At 72.6% G+C, this 15,450-nt stretch carries 15 protein-coding genes; 7 read left to right on the top strand and 8 right to left on the bottom strand.

All coding sequences use genetic code 11. The features are described from left to right. Positions 1 to 72 precede the first annotated feature (72 nt). Positions 73 to 1,137 (bottom strand): hypothetical protein, encoded by a 1,065-nt coding sequence (locus tag AB0G35_RS14520; protein WP_360948361.1) that lies wholly within the window; start codon positions 1,135 to 1,137, stop codon positions 73 to 75. A gap of 301 nt (positions 1,138 to 1,438) precedes the next feature. Here AB0G35_RS14520 and AB0G35_RS14515 point away from each other — a divergent pair, with 301 nt between their 5' ends. Then, positions 1,439 to 2,092, top strand: a complete 654-nt coding sequence (locus AB0G35_RS14515) for a histone deacetylase (RefSeq protein WP_360948610.1) — start codon at positions 1,439 to 1,441, stop codon at positions 2,090 to 2,092. Here AB0G35_RS14515 and AB0G35_RS14510 read toward each other — a convergent pair. Then, positions 2,049 to 2,852, bottom strand: a complete 804-nt coding sequence (locus tag AB0G35_RS14510; RefSeq protein WP_360948359.1) for a TIGR01458 family HAD-type hydrolase — start codon at positions 2,850 to 2,852, stop codon at positions 2,049 to 2,051. The genes AB0G35_RS14515 and AB0G35_RS14510 overlap by 44 nt on opposite strands. 164 nt (positions 2,853 to 3,016) lie before the next feature. Between AB0G35_RS14510 and AB0G35_RS14505 the strand changes: the two genes are divergently transcribed. Beyond that, positions 3,017 to 4,372, top strand: a complete 1,356-nt coding sequence (locus tag AB0G35_RS14505; protein ID WP_360948357.1) for a phosphoribosyltransferase family protein — start codon at positions 3,017 to 3,019, stop codon at positions 4,370 to 4,372. A gap of 46 nt (positions 4,373 to 4,418) precedes the next feature. Here AB0G35_RS14505 and AB0G35_RS14500 read toward each other — a convergent pair whose 3' ends face one another. Then, positions 4,419 to 4,742 carry a putative quinol monooxygenase gene (locus AB0G35_RS14500; protein ID WP_360948355.1) on the bottom strand — a complete coding sequence of 108 codons (324 nt, stop codon included), beginning with the start codon at positions 4,740 to 4,742 and terminating at the stop codon, positions 4,419 to 4,421. Positions 4,743 to 5,018: 276 nt separating this feature from the next. Between AB0G35_RS14500 and AB0G35_RS14495 the strand changes: the two genes are divergently transcribed. Beyond that, entirely contained in the window at positions 5,019 to 6,251 is a 1,233-nt protein-coding gene (locus AB0G35_RS14495) for a serine hydrolase domain-containing protein (RefSeq protein ID WP_360948353.1), read from the top strand. Between the two features lie 394 nt (positions 6,252 to 6,645). On the opposite strand, the gene AB0G35_RS14490 is transcribed toward AB0G35_RS14495, so the two are convergent. The 3 genes from AB0G35_RS14490 to AB0G35_RS14480 all read right to left on the bottom strand — a co-directional run bounded on the left by AB0G35_RS14490 (position 6,646) and on the right by AB0G35_RS14480 (position 9,760). Further along, a complete protein-coding gene (locus tag AB0G35_RS14490) occupies positions 6,646 to 7,854 on the bottom strand; it encodes a 4-hydroxybenzoate 3-monooxygenase (RefSeq protein WP_360948351.1) in 1,209 nt (402 codons plus the stop codon). A 78-nt stretch (positions 7,855 to 7,932) separates the two neighbouring features. Next, positions 7,933 to 8,760 carry a glycoside hydrolase family 16 protein gene (locus AB0G35_RS14485; RefSeq protein WP_360948349.1) on the bottom strand — a complete coding sequence of 276 codons (828 nt, stop codon included), beginning with the start codon at positions 8,758 to 8,760 and terminating at the stop codon, positions 7,933 to 7,935. A gap of 238 nt (positions 8,761 to 8,998) precedes the next feature. Continuing rightward, positions 8,999 to 9,760: an SDR family oxidoreductase gene (locus AB0G35_RS14480; RefSeq protein ID WP_360948347.1), complete on the bottom strand. Its 762-nt coding sequence runs from the start codon at positions 9,758 to 9,760 to the stop codon at positions 8,999 to 9,001. Positions 9,761 to 9,906: 146 nt separating this feature from the next. On the opposite strand from AB0G35_RS14480, the gene AB0G35_RS14475 reads away from it, so the two are divergent. Beyond that, on the top strand, positions 9,907 to 10,755 hold the full coding sequence (locus AB0G35_RS14475) for a helix-turn-helix transcriptional regulator (protein WP_360948345.1): 849 nt from the start codon (positions 9,907 to 9,909) through the stop codon (positions 10,753 to 10,755). Between the two features lie 97 nt (positions 10,756 to 10,852). Here AB0G35_RS14475 and AB0G35_RS14470 read toward each other — a convergent pair whose 3' ends face one another. Continuing rightward, a complete protein-coding gene (locus AB0G35_RS14470; protein ID WP_360948343.1) occupies positions 10,853 to 11,935 on the bottom strand; it encodes an alpha/beta hydrolase in 1,083 nt (360 codons plus the stop codon). 111 nt (positions 11,936 to 12,046) lie between these two features. On the opposite strand from AB0G35_RS14470, the gene AB0G35_RS14465 reads away from it, so the two are divergent. Then, a complete protein-coding gene (locus AB0G35_RS14465) occupies positions 12,047 to 12,790 on the top strand; it encodes a TetR/AcrR family transcriptional regulator (protein ID WP_360948341.1) in 744 nt (247 codons plus the stop codon). Here the strand turns inward: AB0G35_RS14465 and AB0G35_RS14460 are convergent. Beyond that, positions 12,787 to 13,758, bottom strand: a complete 972-nt coding sequence (locus tag AB0G35_RS14460; protein WP_360948339.1) for a LysR family transcriptional regulator — start codon at positions 13,756 to 13,758, stop codon at positions 12,787 to 12,789. The genes AB0G35_RS14465 and AB0G35_RS14460 overlap by 4 nt on opposite strands. Positions 13,759 to 13,909: 151 nt before the next feature. Between AB0G35_RS14460 and AB0G35_RS14455 the strand changes: the two genes are divergently transcribed. Both AB0G35_RS14455 and AB0G35_RS14450 read left to right on the top strand, forming a co-directional pair. After that, positions 13,910 to 14,830, top strand: a complete 921-nt coding sequence (locus AB0G35_RS14455) for a zinc-binding dehydrogenase (protein WP_360948337.1) — start codon at positions 13,910 to 13,912, stop codon at positions 14,828 to 14,830. Positions 14,831 to 14,891: 61 nt separating this feature from the next. After that, the gene (locus tag AB0G35_RS14450; RefSeq protein ID WP_360948335.1) at positions 14,892 to 15,323 is read left to right on the top strand and encodes a nuclear transport factor 2 family protein; all 432 of its coding nucleotides are present in this window, start codon (positions 14,892 to 14,894) and stop codon (positions 15,321 to 15,323) included. The last annotated feature ends 127 nt before the right edge of the window (positions 15,324 to 15,450 follow it).

Raw genomic sequence — 15,450 nt, 5'->3', positions numbered from 1 at the left:
GCCAACGACGCCTGGCGGGGCCGGGCGGACCGGCACTGGACTTGAGTTCCCGTCCGCCCGTGGCCGGCCTGCTCACTCGTACATCACGTACTCCGGCTGCGGCCTGAGCGCCAGCACCTCCTTCGGCGTCATCAAGCGGCCGCCGCCCTGCGCGTCCTCGTCGTAGAAGAGCTTGAACCCGGTGTGCACCCCGTCCGGCAGATCGCGCACCAGCCGCTTCCAGGTACCGCGTTTGAGCCCCGGCGAGCCGATGCCATCGGCGCTCTTGACCAGCGCCACGCCCGGCTGCGGCCGCAGCGCGGACTGCTCCCGTACGACGGACGTGGCGACCTGATGGAAGACCAGCGGTTTCTCCGGCAGATCGTGCGCCGCGACCAGGCCCGACAGGTAGCGGGCCACCGAGGTCAGCTCATGGCCGTCGGTCCGCCCGTAGGAGTCGCCCGGCACCTCGCCGGGGCCCATTTCCCACTCGGGGTCCAGCGCCACCCCCACGTCCGGGTGGACCAGCCACTTCCGCAGCGCCTTGACCTCGTCGAGCACCGCCGCCCGCCCGGGCTGGACGTTCAGCAGCAGCATCGCCCGCCGGCGGCGCGCCAGCCGGTGGAAGCGGTCGATCGTCGCGGCGGGCGTCCGGGAGCGGTAGGCGCCGTCGGGGCCGGGGGTGGAGTTGGCGACCACGGCCAGCAGCTCCAGTACGGGCAGCGGTTCGCGCCCCGCTCCATAGCGGCGGGCCGTCTTCTCGATCTCGTCGGCGCGCCCCGCGGGGTCCCCGGTCCCGAGCCGGCCGAGCGCCGCCGCACCGGGCAGACCGCAGAAGCCGACCATCCGGTAGCGGGGGAACAACTTCCGTCCGCCTCGGGGGAGTTCGGGGCGGGGGCGGCGCGGTGTCCGGGCCGGTGCGGGGGTGCTGTGCCGGGCGGACGGGCCGGGCGAGGTGTGTGAGGGCCGGGGAGCGGGCTTGGCGTCCGAGCTGCCGGGGGACGGCGCGTCCCCGCAGCCGGTGAGCAGCGTGAGGCCGGCCGCCGCGGACGCCGCGAGTACCCCCCGGCGGCCGACGCCCGCTCCCGTCCCCGGCGCTCCGTCCGCTGTCCGCCGTATTGCCCCGTCCGTTCCGGTTCCTGCCACGGTGTCCGGCACACTGCCTCCGTTCTTCGGGCGACCTGGTCCGTGCAGTGCGCTTCTCCAGCCGATTCCACGCAAAACCCGCGCCGCCGCCCGCCTTTCGCGCACCCGGTCGGGACAGGCGATTTCCGGCCCCGGGGCGGCCCGGCCCGAGGACGGTGACGCGCCGGGGTGGCGGACGTCCGAACGCGGCGCACGCGCCACACCTCCTCCCGGCGCGTAGCGTGAAGACGTGACCGGGCCCCGACGCCTCGACGACGCCACCGCCCGCCCGGACGGCGAGCGTCACCTCTGGTACGCCGCCTACGGCTCCAACATGCACCTCGACCGGCTGACGTACTACCTGGCCGGCGGCTGCCCGCCCGGCGGGCTGCGCGGCTTTCCCGGCTGCCGGGACCCGCGTCCGCCGGCCCGTACCGAGCCGGTCATGCTGCCGGGCCGGATGTACTTCGCCACCACCTCCCGGGTGTGGACCGGCGGCCGCGCCTTCTACGACCCGGACCACCGCGGCCCGCGGCCGCCGCACGGCAACGGCGGCGGGCCCCCCGAACTCCCCGCGCGGCTCTACCTCCTGACCGCCGAGCAGTTCTGCGACATCGCCGCCCAGGAGATGTACCGCGAACCGGGCGGGGAGCTCGATCTCACCGAGGTGCTGCGCGAGGGAAGGGCCCGCATCGGCCCGGGCCGCTATGAAACCCTGGTGTGTGCCGGGCGGCGGGACGGCCTGCCGGTGCTGACCTTCACGGCACCCTGGAGCAGTGACGACGGCACCGTCGACCTGCACCCGCCGTCCGCGGCCTATCTGCGCCACATCGCGGCCGGGATCATCGCCTCCCACGGATGGAGCGCACGCCGCGCCGCCGACTACCTGGCGGGCTGTCCGGGTGCCCACGGCCACTGGACGGCCACGGACATCGCCGCGCTCCTCACCGGCCCAGCAGCCCCGGCAGATCGGCGAACGAGTCGATGACCCGGTCCGGTGTCCCGTCGGCCGCCTCGACGGCCTCGGGCTGGTACTTACCGGTCCTGACCAGCACCCCGGTCATCCCGCAGCGCTGCGCCGCCAGCACATCGGACTCGACGTCGTCGCCCACCATCAGCGTGTCCGAGGCGGCCGTGCCCAGGTGCGCCAGTGCGGCGGCGAAGAACGCCTCGGACGGTTTTCCGGTCACCTGGGCCTCGACCCGCGCGGCCCGTTCCAGCCCCAGGAGGAAGGCGCCGGTGTCCAGGTCCAGCCCCTGCGCCGTACGCCAGTACAGATTGCGGTGCATCGCGACGAGCCGGGCACCGGCCTGCAGATGCCGGAACGCCGCGTTCAGCGCCGGATAGCTGAATTCCTCGCCCGCGCCGCCGAAGACCACCACATCCGGCGCCGCCCCGGAGTCCGGCTCCGCCCCGTCCGTCCCCTGCATGATCTCGACGCCTTCCAGGTCGGCTCGGACGTCACCGCTGTTGATCAGCAGACAGCGTCCGTCGGGATGGTGTTCCCGCAGGTAGGCGGCGGTGACCGCGGGCGCGGTGAGGATGTCGTCGGCGCTGACGGGGAAGCCCTCCCCGGTCAGTCGCCGGGCGATCTCGGCGCGGGTGCGCGAGGTGGTGTTGGTGACCAGGGCCAGCGGAAGGTCCGCGGCGCGCAGCCGTTCCACGGCCTCGACGGCGCCCGGCAGCGCCTTCCAGGAGACCGTGAGCACCCCGTCGATATCGATCAGCACCGCCCGGATGTGTTCCATGTCCGCGACGGTAACCACCGTCGTGCACCTACGCCGGTACGCGGCCGACGGCGGCCGGCCCGACTTGCGCCCGCTCTCCACTTGCGGTTACGTCAAAGACAGGTGTACGGGCTCCGAGACAGGTAGGGACGTGACGTCCGTCCCCTGGGCAGGGGGTGCGCATCGTGCTGTTCACCGACCGCGTCGACGCAGGTCAGCGCCTTGCCGAAGCACTGGGACAGCTGGCGGAGGAAGAGCCCGTGGTGCTGGGCCTGCCGCGGGGCGGGGTACCGGTGGCCTTCCAGGTGGCGCGGGCGCTCCATGCGCCGCTCGATGTGATCGTGGTCCGCAAACTGGGCGTCCCGTACCAGCGCGAGCTGGGGTTCGGCGCCATCGGGGAGGGCGGCGTACGGGTGATCAGCGACGACATCGTCCGTCGCGGCCACCTCGGCCAGGCGGATCTGGCGTCCGTCGAGCGTGCCGAGGAGGCGGAACTGGTACGCCAGGCGGAGAAGTTCCGCGCCGGACGCCCCCGGCTGTCCCTTGAGGGACGGACCGCGATCCTGGTGGACGACGGCGTCGCAACCGGCTCCACGGCGGCCGCCGCCTGTGAGGTGGTACGGGCGCAGGGCGCGGCCCGGGTGGTGCTGGCCGTGCCGGTGGCGCCACCGGACGCGGCCGAACGGCTCCGCGGCAGCGCCGATGAATTCGTCTGCCTTTCCACGCCGTTCGGGTTCTCCGCCGTGGGCGAGTGGTACCGGGACTTCTCCCAGACCCCCGACGACGAAGTGGTCTCCCTGCTGGCGCAGGCCGCCGCCCGGCACGCCACGGGGGCCGGCACGACCGCCGACGAGAAGCCGGACGCCGGGAACGACCTGGGCGCCGAGGAGGGCGCGGCTCCCGTGGAGGACGTGGACGTCGAGGAGGAAGTGACCATCGACGCCGCCGGGGTCCGGCTGACCGGCGATCTGATGTTGCCGGCGGGCGCCAAGGCGGCCGTGATGTTCGCCCACGGGTCCGGGAGCAGCCGGCACAGCCCCCGTAACCGCCTGGTCGCCGCCGCCCTCAACCGGGCGGGACTGGGCACCCTGCTCTTCGACCTGCTCACACCGGCGGAGGAGGCCAACCGGGCGAACGTCTTCGCCGTCGAGACGCTGGCGGAGCGGCTGACCGACGCCACGGAGTGGCTGCGCGGCCGCGTCCCCGTACCGATCGGCTACTTCGGCGCGAGCACCGGGGCGGCCGCCGCGCTGCGGGCCGCCGCCTCCCCCAGTGCGGACATCGGCGCCGTGGTCTCCCGCGGCGGCCGCCCGGACCTCGCCGGGCCGCTGCTGGCCGGTGTCCGCGCGCCGACCCTGCTCATCGTGGGCGGCAACGACCCGCTGGTCCTCGACCTCAACCGCGAGGCGGAATCCGCGCTGCGCTGCGAGACCCGCCTCGACGTCATCCCCGGCGCCACCCACCTCTTCGAGGAGCACGGCGCGCTGGACCAGGTCGCCGAGCGCGCCCGGGACTGGTTCCTCGACCACCTGGTCGGCTGAGCGGCCGGGGAGGCTGAGCGGCCGGGGACAGCGCGGTCGCTCGTCGTCAGTCGATGGTGAGTTCACCCATCGCGCTCCAGCCGTGGGCGCCTTCGATGGTGGTGCTCACGATCTCGGGGGTGCTGCGCAGCAGCGGGCGCATGGCCTCCAGGCCGGCCCGGAAGTGGTCGGAGTTGACGTGCGCCTCGCCGGCGTCGTCCTGGAACGCCTCGACGAGGACGTAGGTGTTCGGGTCCTCCAGGCTGCGCGACCACTCGAACCACAGGTTGCCGGGTTCGGCACGGGTGGCGCCGGTGAAGGCGTGGACGTGCTGCGGCCACTCCTCGGCGTGCTCGGGCTTCACGGGGAACTTGACGACAATGAAGATCATCCGTCGATTCTAGATCACATACTGAAGTTTCCTGTTAGCCAGGGGTTTGCGAGTGAATGTCACGGTCTGATGCGCCCTTCGTGCCGTGCCGAGCCGTGGCCTAACGGGTCGTGCCGTGCCGCGGCCCACCGTGGCGTGCCGTGCCGTGACCTGTCGTGTCGTGCCGTCCGTGGAGCGGTGACCCGGGCCGGGTCAGGGATGTCTCAGGGACCGGTCAGGGTCGGGTCGGGGAAAGCCCTGAAGGAATCGCGGCGGGTTTTCCTCATGCTGAGTCACATGAGTTCTTCTTCCTTGTCCCGCAGGGCAGTTGTGGGTGCGGCGCTGTCGGGGGCGGCGGTCGTGGCGACGTCGGGCCTCGCGCAGGCCGCCGGACGCGTTCCCGGCCCGCGGCCACCGCACCGGCCCGTCCCTTCCGTCCCTTCCGCCGAGTCCGCCCCGTCCGTCCCGCCCGTTCCCCCGGTGCCTCCGCTGAACGTTGCGGCGCTGCGGGCCGCCATAGGCGATCTGGAGCATCCGCAGCTGACCGCGGCGCAGGTGCGGGTGAGCGGCTCGGCGGGCCGGTGGTACGGCACCGCGGGCGTCGCCGACCGGGACACCGGCCGGGCGGTCCGGGCTCACGACACCTTCCGCGTCGGCAGCATCACCAAGGTCTTCGTCGCCACGGTGGTGCTCCAACTGGCCGCCGAGGGCCGGGTCGCGGTGGAGTCGCCGATCCAGCGCGAGCTGCCCGGCCTGCTGCCGGCCGGGTTCCCGCCGATCACGGTGCTGCAACTGCTGAACCACACCAGCGGGCTCCCTCGCGAGCAGGGCGAACCGGACCTGTCCACGCCCGAGGCCGTCGCCCGGCACCGCTACGACCGGTGGACGCCCCGACAGCTCGTCGCGCTCGTCTCGCACGGCTCGATGAAGTTCCCGCCCGGCAGCGCCCAGGAGTACCGCGGCATCAATTACGTCCTGCTGGCGCTGCTGATCGAGCGGCTGACCGGCCGGCCGTACGGAGAGGTCGTCGCCGACCGCATCCTGCGCCCGCTCGGCCTGCGGCACACCTGCGTGCCGGGCAACGACCCGCGAATCCACGGTCCGCATGTGCACGGCTATATGAAGATGACGGACGGGACCCTGCTGGACATCACCGATTTCGATCAGTCGGCCGCCTGGGGCGAGGGCGAGATGATCTCCACCACCGGCGATCTGGACCGTTTCCTCACCGCCCTGTTCTCCGGTGAGCTGCTGCCACCCCGTGAGCTGGACCGGATGTTCACGCTGCCGCCGGAAAAGGTGCGGATGCCGGACGGCACCCCGGCGCGCTACAGCGCGGGGCTGCAGACGGTCACGGTGAACGGGATCACCCTCTGGGGGAAGTCCGGCGAACAATTCGGCTACGCCTCGGCCATGGTTGCCACGCGGGACCAACAGCGGCGCGCGGTCCTGTCGTTCAACCCGGTCCGCCGCGATGCCACCCAGGTCCAGGCCACCCTCCGGATAGCCGACGCCCTGACGAAGCCCTGACGCAGCCCTGCTCCGGGCGCTGAGGGCAGGCCGGCCGCGCCGCGGGGGCCATGACGGGCCGAACGGAGGCGTAGCCGGCGCCCGCGGGGTTGACGGGGTCCTCCCCAGGGGTGCCGGCTACGGGCAAGGGCGGTCGGGCCCTCAGCTCAGCACTGCGGCCGCTTGCCGTGGTTGGCTCCGTTCTTGCGGCGTGCCTTCTTCTTGCGACGGCGCTTCGAGGACATGGCGTCTCCCTTCTCCCTGGCGACTCATGATGGTTTCGCCGAATTTCTACCACTTCGGTGCGGTATCCCGCCCGGCGATCATGAGGCCCGTACCCAGCGTTCCGGGGCATCACCCTCCGGCTTCCTGTGAGCCATCCCACCCGCCGGGACGGCGGGCCGGGCGGGGTGACTCACAGATCGGCCCCCTCCCCGAGGTACAGCCCGGCGAACGCCTCGGCCGCCGGACGGGAACCCAGCAGCCGCCGCAGCCGGGCGGAGGCCGTACCGGCCCGGAACCGGTCGCCGGACGAGGCGCCGTGCAGCACCTCGGAGAGCCACTGCGAGAACTCCAGGTACTGCCAGACCCGCCGCAGACAGGCGTCCGAGTAGCCCGCCAGGCCGGAGTCGTCGCCGTTGTGGTGCGCGATCAGCGCCTCGCCGAGCAGCAGGGCGTCATGGATCGCGAGGTTCATGCCCTTGGCGGCGATCGGCGCGACCAGATGTGCGGCGTCGCCCGCCAGGTAGAGCCGGCCGTACGCCATCGGCTCCACCACGTAGTTGTGCATGTCCAGGACGACCTTCTCCAGCAGGGGCCCTTCGGTCAGCGGCGGGGCCCCGGCGGCGGCGAGCCGGGTGTGCAGCTCGTCCCAGACGCGGGCGTGCGACCAGTCGTCCGCGTCCTCACCGGGAGGGACCTGGAGGTAGTAGCGGGTGACCTGGGGGCTGCGGGCCATATGGGCGCCGAATCCGCGCTCGTGGATGCCGAAGACCACGCCGTCGGCGGACGGCGGGGCCTCGGCGAGCAGGGCGAGCCAGGCGACGCCGTGGTCGTAGCGGGTCAGGACGGTCCGTCCGGCGGGTATCGCGGCGCGTGTCACGCCGCGCGCGCCGTCGCAGCCGGCGATGACGTCGCAGTCGATGTGGTGCCGCGCCCCGGTCCGCGGATCGGTGTACGACACGGCGGGCCGGTCGCCGTCGACGTCGTGCAGCCGGACGTCCCGCACGCCGAAGCGGGCGTCACCGCCCGCCTCGTCGACGTATGCCGCGACCAGGTCGGTGACCAACAACGGCTGGGGGTAGACGAAATGACGGCGACCGGACAGTTCGGCCGTCCGGAAGGTGTGCCGCTGCCCGTCGAAGCGGAACTCGAACCGGTCCTGGGTTTCGGCCGTTTCGAGCAGCCGGCCGGCCAGCCCGTGCCGGTCCAGCGCGCGTACCGCCCACTCCTCGATGAAGCCGGCGCGCGGCCGTTGTTCGATGAACTGCCTGCTCTCCGCCTCCAGTACCACGCAGTCGACGCCGGCCGCGCGGAGCAGGTTCGCGACGGTCAGCCCGGCGGGCCCGGCGCCGACGACGGCGACCGAGGTGCGGGTGAAGGAGGCGGGGGCAGGCGGGTTCACGTCGTGCGATTCCCTTCGGGCGGGGAGAAAGATCGCACGCAGTATGGCGGTTGGGCGGTTCGCCCCGCCCGGCGGGCCTCAGTGCTGCCAGACCCGTACGTAATCGACCTTCATGTCCGCGGGCAGCACGGTCGGCCCGCCGATCGACGACGACACGGTGTGGTCCATGACGAGGTACTGCGGGGACTTGGTGATGCCCGTCGCGATCCGGCCGACCTTCACGCCGTCGTAGTAGTACGTGACGCTGCCGGGCTCCCAGTCGGAGGCGAAGGTGTGCCAGCCGCTGAGGTTGCCGGGTACGCAGTTGCCGGGGCCGCCCGAGGGCGAATGGAAGTGGAAGCAGGCCTTTCCGCCGAGGCCCTCCATCGTGTCGTTCTCACCGTCCGTGGGCCAGTTCTGGCCGTTGGACCACAGGGCGGGCCAGTTGGCCATCTGCGTCCCGCCGGAGGGAATGTACGCGCGCCACTCCACGGCCCCATAGGTGTACGAGAACCGGCCGTTGCTGCTGACCAGCGCCCCGGTGTTCGGCTTGGTCTGCCCGCCGCAGGTCGAACGGCCGGCCTTGACCTTCAGATGCAGGGCGCCGTCGCCGGGCAGCGTGGCATTGCGGGAGTCGTAGCAGGCCTGTTCCTTGCCGTTGACCGGCTTGGTGACCCCGGTGCCGAACCAGCCGGGCGTCCAGCTGCGGGACAGTGCCGTCCCGTTGAATTCATCGGCGAATTTCGTCGTCCAGCTGCCGGGAATTCCGGCCGGCCCGGCCGATGCGGGCCGGGGCGCGGTGGCAGCCAAGGGGCGGGTGGTGGTGGACGGCTGGGACGTGGACTTCGCGGCGCCCTCGGCGATCGCCGGGACGGAAACGAGCGCCCCGACGGCAAGTGTGGTCGCGGCCACCTTCAGACGATGCACGGTTCTGCTGCCCCTCTCGGAAAATCCCCCAATGAATACGGAATTCGACGAAGAACTGCGGATGCAGGCTCTCGATGATTGCGCTGCGCTATCGGCGCACCACGGGGTAATCCCGGTCACTCCGCCCCGAAAACCGGGCGAGAGCGAATACCAGGCATACACGGAATGAGCGCGCACCGGCCAGGTTCACCGGCCCGATGTGCGGGGTCTCACACACCGGGCCGCTCCCCTCGCCGGCTCACGCCTGGCGCGTGGGCAGCACGATGGCCTGGCGCAGGTTGACGTGCCGGGCGCGGCTGGTCGTGTAGGCGATCAGGTCCGCGATGTCGTCCGCGGACAGTCCGATCAGGGCGTCGAACATCCCGTCCAGCTGGCCGGAGAGCTCCGCGTTGTCGATGTGGCCGCCCAGCTCGGTGTCGGTGAGTCCCGGCTCGATGTTGGTGACGCGGACGTCGCGCGGGCCCAGCTCCGTGCGCAGGGACTGCGAGAGGTACGTCAGCGCGGCCTTCGTCGCGCCGTACACCGCGTAATTCGGGAAGGTGATGTGCGCGCCGATCGAGGAGATGTTGACCAGGTCCGCGGTCCCGCCGGACTCCGCCACCGCGATCAGGTCGGGCGTGAAGGCGCGGATGACGCGGAGCGCACCGGCCACATTGGTGTCGAGCATGCGCTGCCATTCGTCGGCGCGGCCGGCGGTGACCGGGTTGGGCAGCATCACGCCCGCCGCATTGACGACCAGGTCGACCCGGCCGTAGGCGGCGTGCACCCGCTCCGCGGCCGCCTCCACGGACGCCGGGTCGGTGACGTCGGCGGCGACCGCGAGGGCCTGTCCGCCGGCTGCCTCGATCGTGGCGGCGAGTTCCGTCAGCCGCTCGGCCCGGCGGGCGAGCAGCGCCACCCGTACGCCGTGCGAGGCGAGCAGCCGGGCGGTGGCCTCGCCCATCCCGCTGGCGGCTCCGGTGACGACGGCGGTACGGCCGGTGAGGGTGTCGTACGACATGGGAACTCCTGGTGAGAGGTGGTTGCCGCCGGGTGTCTCCCGGCGGCAACCACCTTGCTCCCGGCCGCCGCCCTTACCCAGGGCTGCCGTTTTCCTGGGTCTGGCAGTACCAGGAGCGGATCGGCTCCGCCGCCTAGGATCACGTCATGGACATATCCCCGGACCGGGAACTCGGCGACTTCCTGCGCTCACGGCGCGCCCGTATCCAGCCCGAGGAGGTCGGGCTGCCCGGTCACGGCAGGCGGCGGGTGCCGGGTCTGCGGCGTGAGGAGGTCGCGCAGCTCGCGGGCGTCAGCGTCGACTACTACATCCGCCTCGAACAGGGCCGTGGCCCGTCCGTCTCGGATGCGGTGCTCGACGCCATCGGGCGCGTCCTGCGCCTTGACGACACGGAGCAGGAGTACCTGCGTACGGTGGCTCGGCCCGCCGCCCGCCGCAGGGCCGCCGCCGCATCCGCGCCCCAGAAGGTCCGCCCGGGGCTGCGCCTCCTCCTGGACAGCATCGACAAGGTCCCCGCGGTCATCCTCGGCCGGCGCATGGACGTGCTCGCCTGGAACGCGCTGGGCGACGCCGTCGTCGGCTTCTCCCAGATGCCTCCCAGGGAACGGAACATGCCGCGCCAGGTGTTCCTCAACCCGCAGGCGCACGAGGTGTACCCCGACTGGGCGGCGGTGGCCGCGGAGACGGTCGCCTATCTGCGACTGGACGCGGGCAGCCATCCGCACGACCGGCAACTGGCCACGCTGGTGGGCGAGTTGTCGCTGGGCAGCGAGGACTTCCGTCGGCTGTGGGCGGACCACCTGGTCAAGGAGAAGACCACCGGGGCGAAGCGCATGCGCCATCCCGTGGTGGGTGAACTCACCATGCCCTACGAGACCTTGACCGTGACCGGGGAGCCGGACCAGATGCTGGTGGTCTACACACCCGAGCCCGGTTCGCAGACCGAGGAGCGCTTGCGGCTGCTGGCCAGCTGGGCGGCGACCCCGGCGGTCTGACACCTACGGCCGGAGCGGTGCGGTCTCAGCCGGGCACCGGGCAGGTCTGGCCTCCCCGGGGCCCCGCCCGCACCCGTACCCGCACCCGCACCCGCGGTCAGCAGGCGACAGGCCGTCCGGTGACCACGGGCCGCACCTTGGTGAGCATCAGGTCCAGGAACTGGTCGGGGTGCCGGAACGACGCGAAGTGGCTGGCGTTGCGTATGAGCGCGAAGTCCTTGACCGGTGCGGTGACATCGTCGAAGAACCGCCGGGCGGGCTCGGGCGGGGTGAGCACATCGCGGTCGCCCTGGAAGAGGAAGAACGGGATGCGGAACGCGGTCCCCTCGGCCCATTCGTCGATGCCCATGGCCTCGGGCCCGAGCTGCTCGGAGAAGCTCATGCCCTTCAGATACGTGCGCAGCTCGCGGAGGCTGTGCAGCGGGGAGAACCAGAGCGAGCGGATCACCACGGTCTTCATGGTGTCGTAGGTCAGCGGGTCGGACGTGACGACGAACTTGGCGTACTGCGACCACTGTTCGGGGCTCCAGGCGGTGGCATCGGGGCCCATGGCGGTGGCGGCGGCCAGCTCCTTGCGCTTGCCGGACTCCCGGAGGCGCTCGCACAGCGCGCGGTAGGAGGGCAGGTCACGGCCGCCCGCGACGATGTTCTGGTCGGTGCCGACATAGCCGGAGAACAGCTCCGGGTGGCTGCGGGCCAGGCGGAGCCCGATGAAGGTGCCGAAGGAGTTGGCGACCAGCAGGACCTGGCCGACGCCGAGCCGGGCGCGGATGTGTGCGGTCAGCTCCAGGGCGTCGCTCTGCAGCCGCTCCAGGCTCATGTCGCCCTGCCCGGCCGGGCCACCCCGGCCGAAGGTCTTGCCGGCGCCGCGCATGTCCCACCGCACGATCGTGAAGTGCTTCTCCCAGGCACGGGTGCGCGGCGCGAAGACCAGGTTGGAGGCGCCGGGACCGCCGTGCAGCTCCAGGACGACCGGGTTGCCGCGGTCCTCACCGCGCACGGAGACGTACTGGTCGATGCCTCCGATGCGGATGAAGCCGGCCTCGTCGATCCCCCCGGGTGCGGTGATGCGCAGCTTCTGAGCCGAAGAAGCGCGCTTGACCTGGCGATATCCCAGCAGTCCCGCCGCCGGCCCGGCGACGACGGCGGCAGCGGAAACTCCGAGAACGGTTCCCAGCATGGCAGGTGACCCCCCTAAACTGTTTAATCCATCAGCAGTGAGCTTTACGGTATATACAGTTGGAGCGGACGTCAACCGGCTTCCGCCGACTGCGAGGAGAAGGAGGCCGCCGTGGCCAGGACCACCAAGGCCAAGGAGGCGCGGGACGTGCGGGCGAGCCTCGCGCTGCTGTGGGGCGAGCAGAACCGGCCCACCCGGGGCCCCAAGCCCAGCCTCACCCCCCACCGCATAGCGGAGGCCGCCGTGACGCTGGCCGACGCCGAGGGCCTGGAAGCCGTCTCCATGAACAAGGTCGCCGGCACGTTCGGCGTCTCGGCGATGGCGCTGTACCGCTACGTCCCGGGCAAGGCCGAACTGGTCGAGCTGATGGTCGAGGCCGTGCTCGCGGAGCGGCCCGACCTCTCGGCCGCGGGGGACGGCTGGCGGCCGCAGCTGATCGAGTGGGCCCGCAGGTCCTGGGGCGTCCACCAGGCCCACCCCTGGCTGCTCGCGGCCACCGCGATGCGCCGCCAGGCCATGGGCCCCCACCAACTGGGCTGGCTGGACGCCGCGTTGGCGGCCCTGGAGCCGACCGGTCTGCCCGCGGCCCAGCGGCACCAGGTCTTCCTGCTCGTGGTCGGGCTGATCCGCAACCTCGCCCAGCAGCTGCTGGATTTCGACGAGGAGCAGGACCAGGAGTGGAACCGCCTCACGGGCGAGCTCCTCGACCGGCACGCCGACCGCTTCCCCGCCCTGACCAAGGCCGTCGCCGCCGGCGCCTTCGCCCCCACCGCCGAGGACCCGCTCGCCTTCGGCCTGGACCGCATCCTCGACGGTGTCCAGACCCTCATCGACCGCGAGGCGCCGCGCGGCTAGCGCCGGGCGTGCTCCCCCCGGCCCACGGCGAGCTTGGCGTGGTCCGTGTCGGGGAGCCAGTCGCGGCGCGGGGTGTAGTCCAGCCAGCGCCGGGAGCGGCCGGTTTCGGTGAAGCCGCGGAGCAGGGTGTCGAGCAGCGGGTGGCGGACGGCCTCGCGCCAGGCCAGCGACCAGGCGTACAGCGGGACCGGCTCGACGAGCGGGATCGCGCGCAGGCCCGCGTGGTCGGGCAGCGGGGCGTCGGCGGGGAAGAGCGTGAAGCACGCGGGGTCGCCGCGCAGGTGCTGCACGAGGTGGTCCAGGCCGAGGTTGGGGCCGTCCTGCCGCCGGGTGAGGCCGAAGGCGTCGGCGAAGCGGCGGAGGAAGTCCAGCCGGGTCAGTTCGGCCGGACACCACAGGATGCTCCCCCGCAGGTCGGCCGGGCGCAGCGCGTCCGCGCCGGCCAGCGGATGGTCGGGGCCGACCACCGCGTCGACCGGCTCCAGCCGCACCAGCCGCTGGGTGAGCCCCGCGTCACCGCCGCCCGGCAGCGGGTGCACCCGGCCGAAGCCCACATCGGTGGCGCCGCGCAGCAGCGCCTGCGCGACCGAGGGCCAGTCGCGTCCCGGACCGGGCTCCAGCCGCAGCTGCCCGAGCGCCTGCACGGCCTGGGCGACGGTGCGCATCGGCGCGTAGAGGTGGCCCCAGGTGTCGATCCGTACGGCCGGACCGGCCCCGTGCACCGCCGCGATCGCACGCTCACCCGCCGCCAGCGCCTCGTGCGCGGCCGGCAGGAACCGCTCGCCCGCCTCGGTCAGCCGGACGCCGCCCTCGCGCACGAAGAGCCGCACGGCCAGCAGCTGCTCCAGCCGTGCGATGCGCTTGGACAGCGCCTGCTGACTGGTCCTCAACTGCTCGGCGGCCCGCCCGAAGTGCAGGGTTTCGGCGGTCGTGGTGAACGCGCGGACCAGGGCGAGGTCGAGATCCATGCCGCTGACCTTATGCGACAACCGCACGTTGTCGGCCGGACGGTGCGGTTGTTGGCCGGGCCGCCCCGCCGCCCGGTCGGATGGTCCCCGACACCGCACCAGACGCCGCACCGGGGAGCGCCCCGGCGGCCGCCGAGGAGGACCGACCGCAATGAAAGCCCTGATACCGACCGGGGATCCGGCCGAGCCGGTGGTGCTCGCCGATGTCCCCGAGCCGACCCCGCGCCCCCATGAGGCGCTGATCAAGGTCGAGGCGTTCTCGGTCAACCGGGGCGAGACGTTCAAGCTGGAGCGGCCGGTCCCCGGCGAGCGTCCCGGGAAGGACGTCGCGGGGCTGGTGGTGCAGCCGGCCGCCGACGGAAGCGGCCCTACCGGCATCACCCGGGTCGTCGGCCACCCCATGGCGGGCGGCTGGGCGGAGTACGTGGCGGTGCCGACGGACGCGCTCGCGGCGCTGCCGGACGGGGTCTCGGTGCTCCAGGGGGCAGCGCTGCCGCTGGCCGGGCTCACCGCGTTGCGGCTGCTGCGCGCGGCCGGGCCCGTGGTGGGCCGGCGGGTCCTGCTGACCGGTGCGTCCGGTGGCGTGGGCCACTACGTGACCGAGCTCGCGGCCGCTGCGGGGGCGCAGGTCACCGCCGTCACGAGGGACGCCGAACGCGGTGCCCGTCTGGCCGGACTCGGCGCCGCCGAAATCGTCCATGACGTCGCCGACGCGAGCGGCCCCTACGACCTCGTGCTGGAGTCGACCGGCGGCCGGGCCCTTCCGCTCGCGCTGGCGCGGCTCGCCCGGCGCGGCACGCTCATCTGGTTCGGCCAGGCCAGCCGCACCCCCGCGACGCTCGACTTCTTCGACTTCTTCCACGGCCCCGAATCGGCCGTGCTCCGGCACTTCCACTACCTCGACGCGGACACCCGCCTCGACGACGACCTGGCGGCGCTGGTCCGGCTGACCGACGAGGGCCGGCTGCACCCGGAGATCGGCCGCGTCGCGGACTGGGCCGACACCGCGACCGCCCTCACCGACCTGCGCGACCGCCACATCCGCGGCAAAGCCGTTCTCACCCTGTCCTGAACCCGTCTCCCCCGGCCGGAGAACCCCGGTCGCGAACGCACACGAACAAAGGAACACGATCATGAACACCGACCCCAGGACCGTCGTCATCCGCTACATCGAGGCCGTGCGCGACGGTGACGCCGAGGTCATCCACGCCAGCTTCGCCGAGGACGCGACCTGGCACTACCCGGGCAGCCTGCCGGTGTCCAAGGTCTGGCAGGGCCGCGACGCCATCGTCAACGACTTCCTCGGCGGCATGGGACCGGCCTTCGTCCCCGGAACCCTGGAGATAACGCTGGTCGGCACCGTGGCCGAGGGCGACCGTGTGGTCGCCGAGTGGACGGCCAGGGCCACGACCGTGCACGGCGACCGCTACGACAACCGCTGCCTCGGCATCTACACCGTCCGCGACGGCAGGATCACCTCGGTCATCGAGTACGCCGACACCCACCACGTCGCCCGCACCCTCTTCCCGGACCTCGTCGACTCCCCCTCCTCCGGCGGCGCGTGAGCCGCGCACACCGGCCGGAGGAACGCCGGGCGGACGGTTGACGTCCGCCCGGCGGGCCCCGGCCAAGCTGTCGTGGTGGCGCGGGACGCCCCTGGCCGGCCGGGCCTCGTAGGAGGAGGCGCGGCCG

The organism is Streptomyces sp. NPDC021749, assembly GCF_040640655.1.
Classification (GTDB): Bacteria; Actinomycetota; Actinomycetes; order Streptomycetales; family Streptomycetaceae; genus Streptomyces.
The sequence above is the reverse complement of the archived record's forward strand: the minus strand, read 5'-3'. Positions and strand labels throughout refer to the sequence as shown.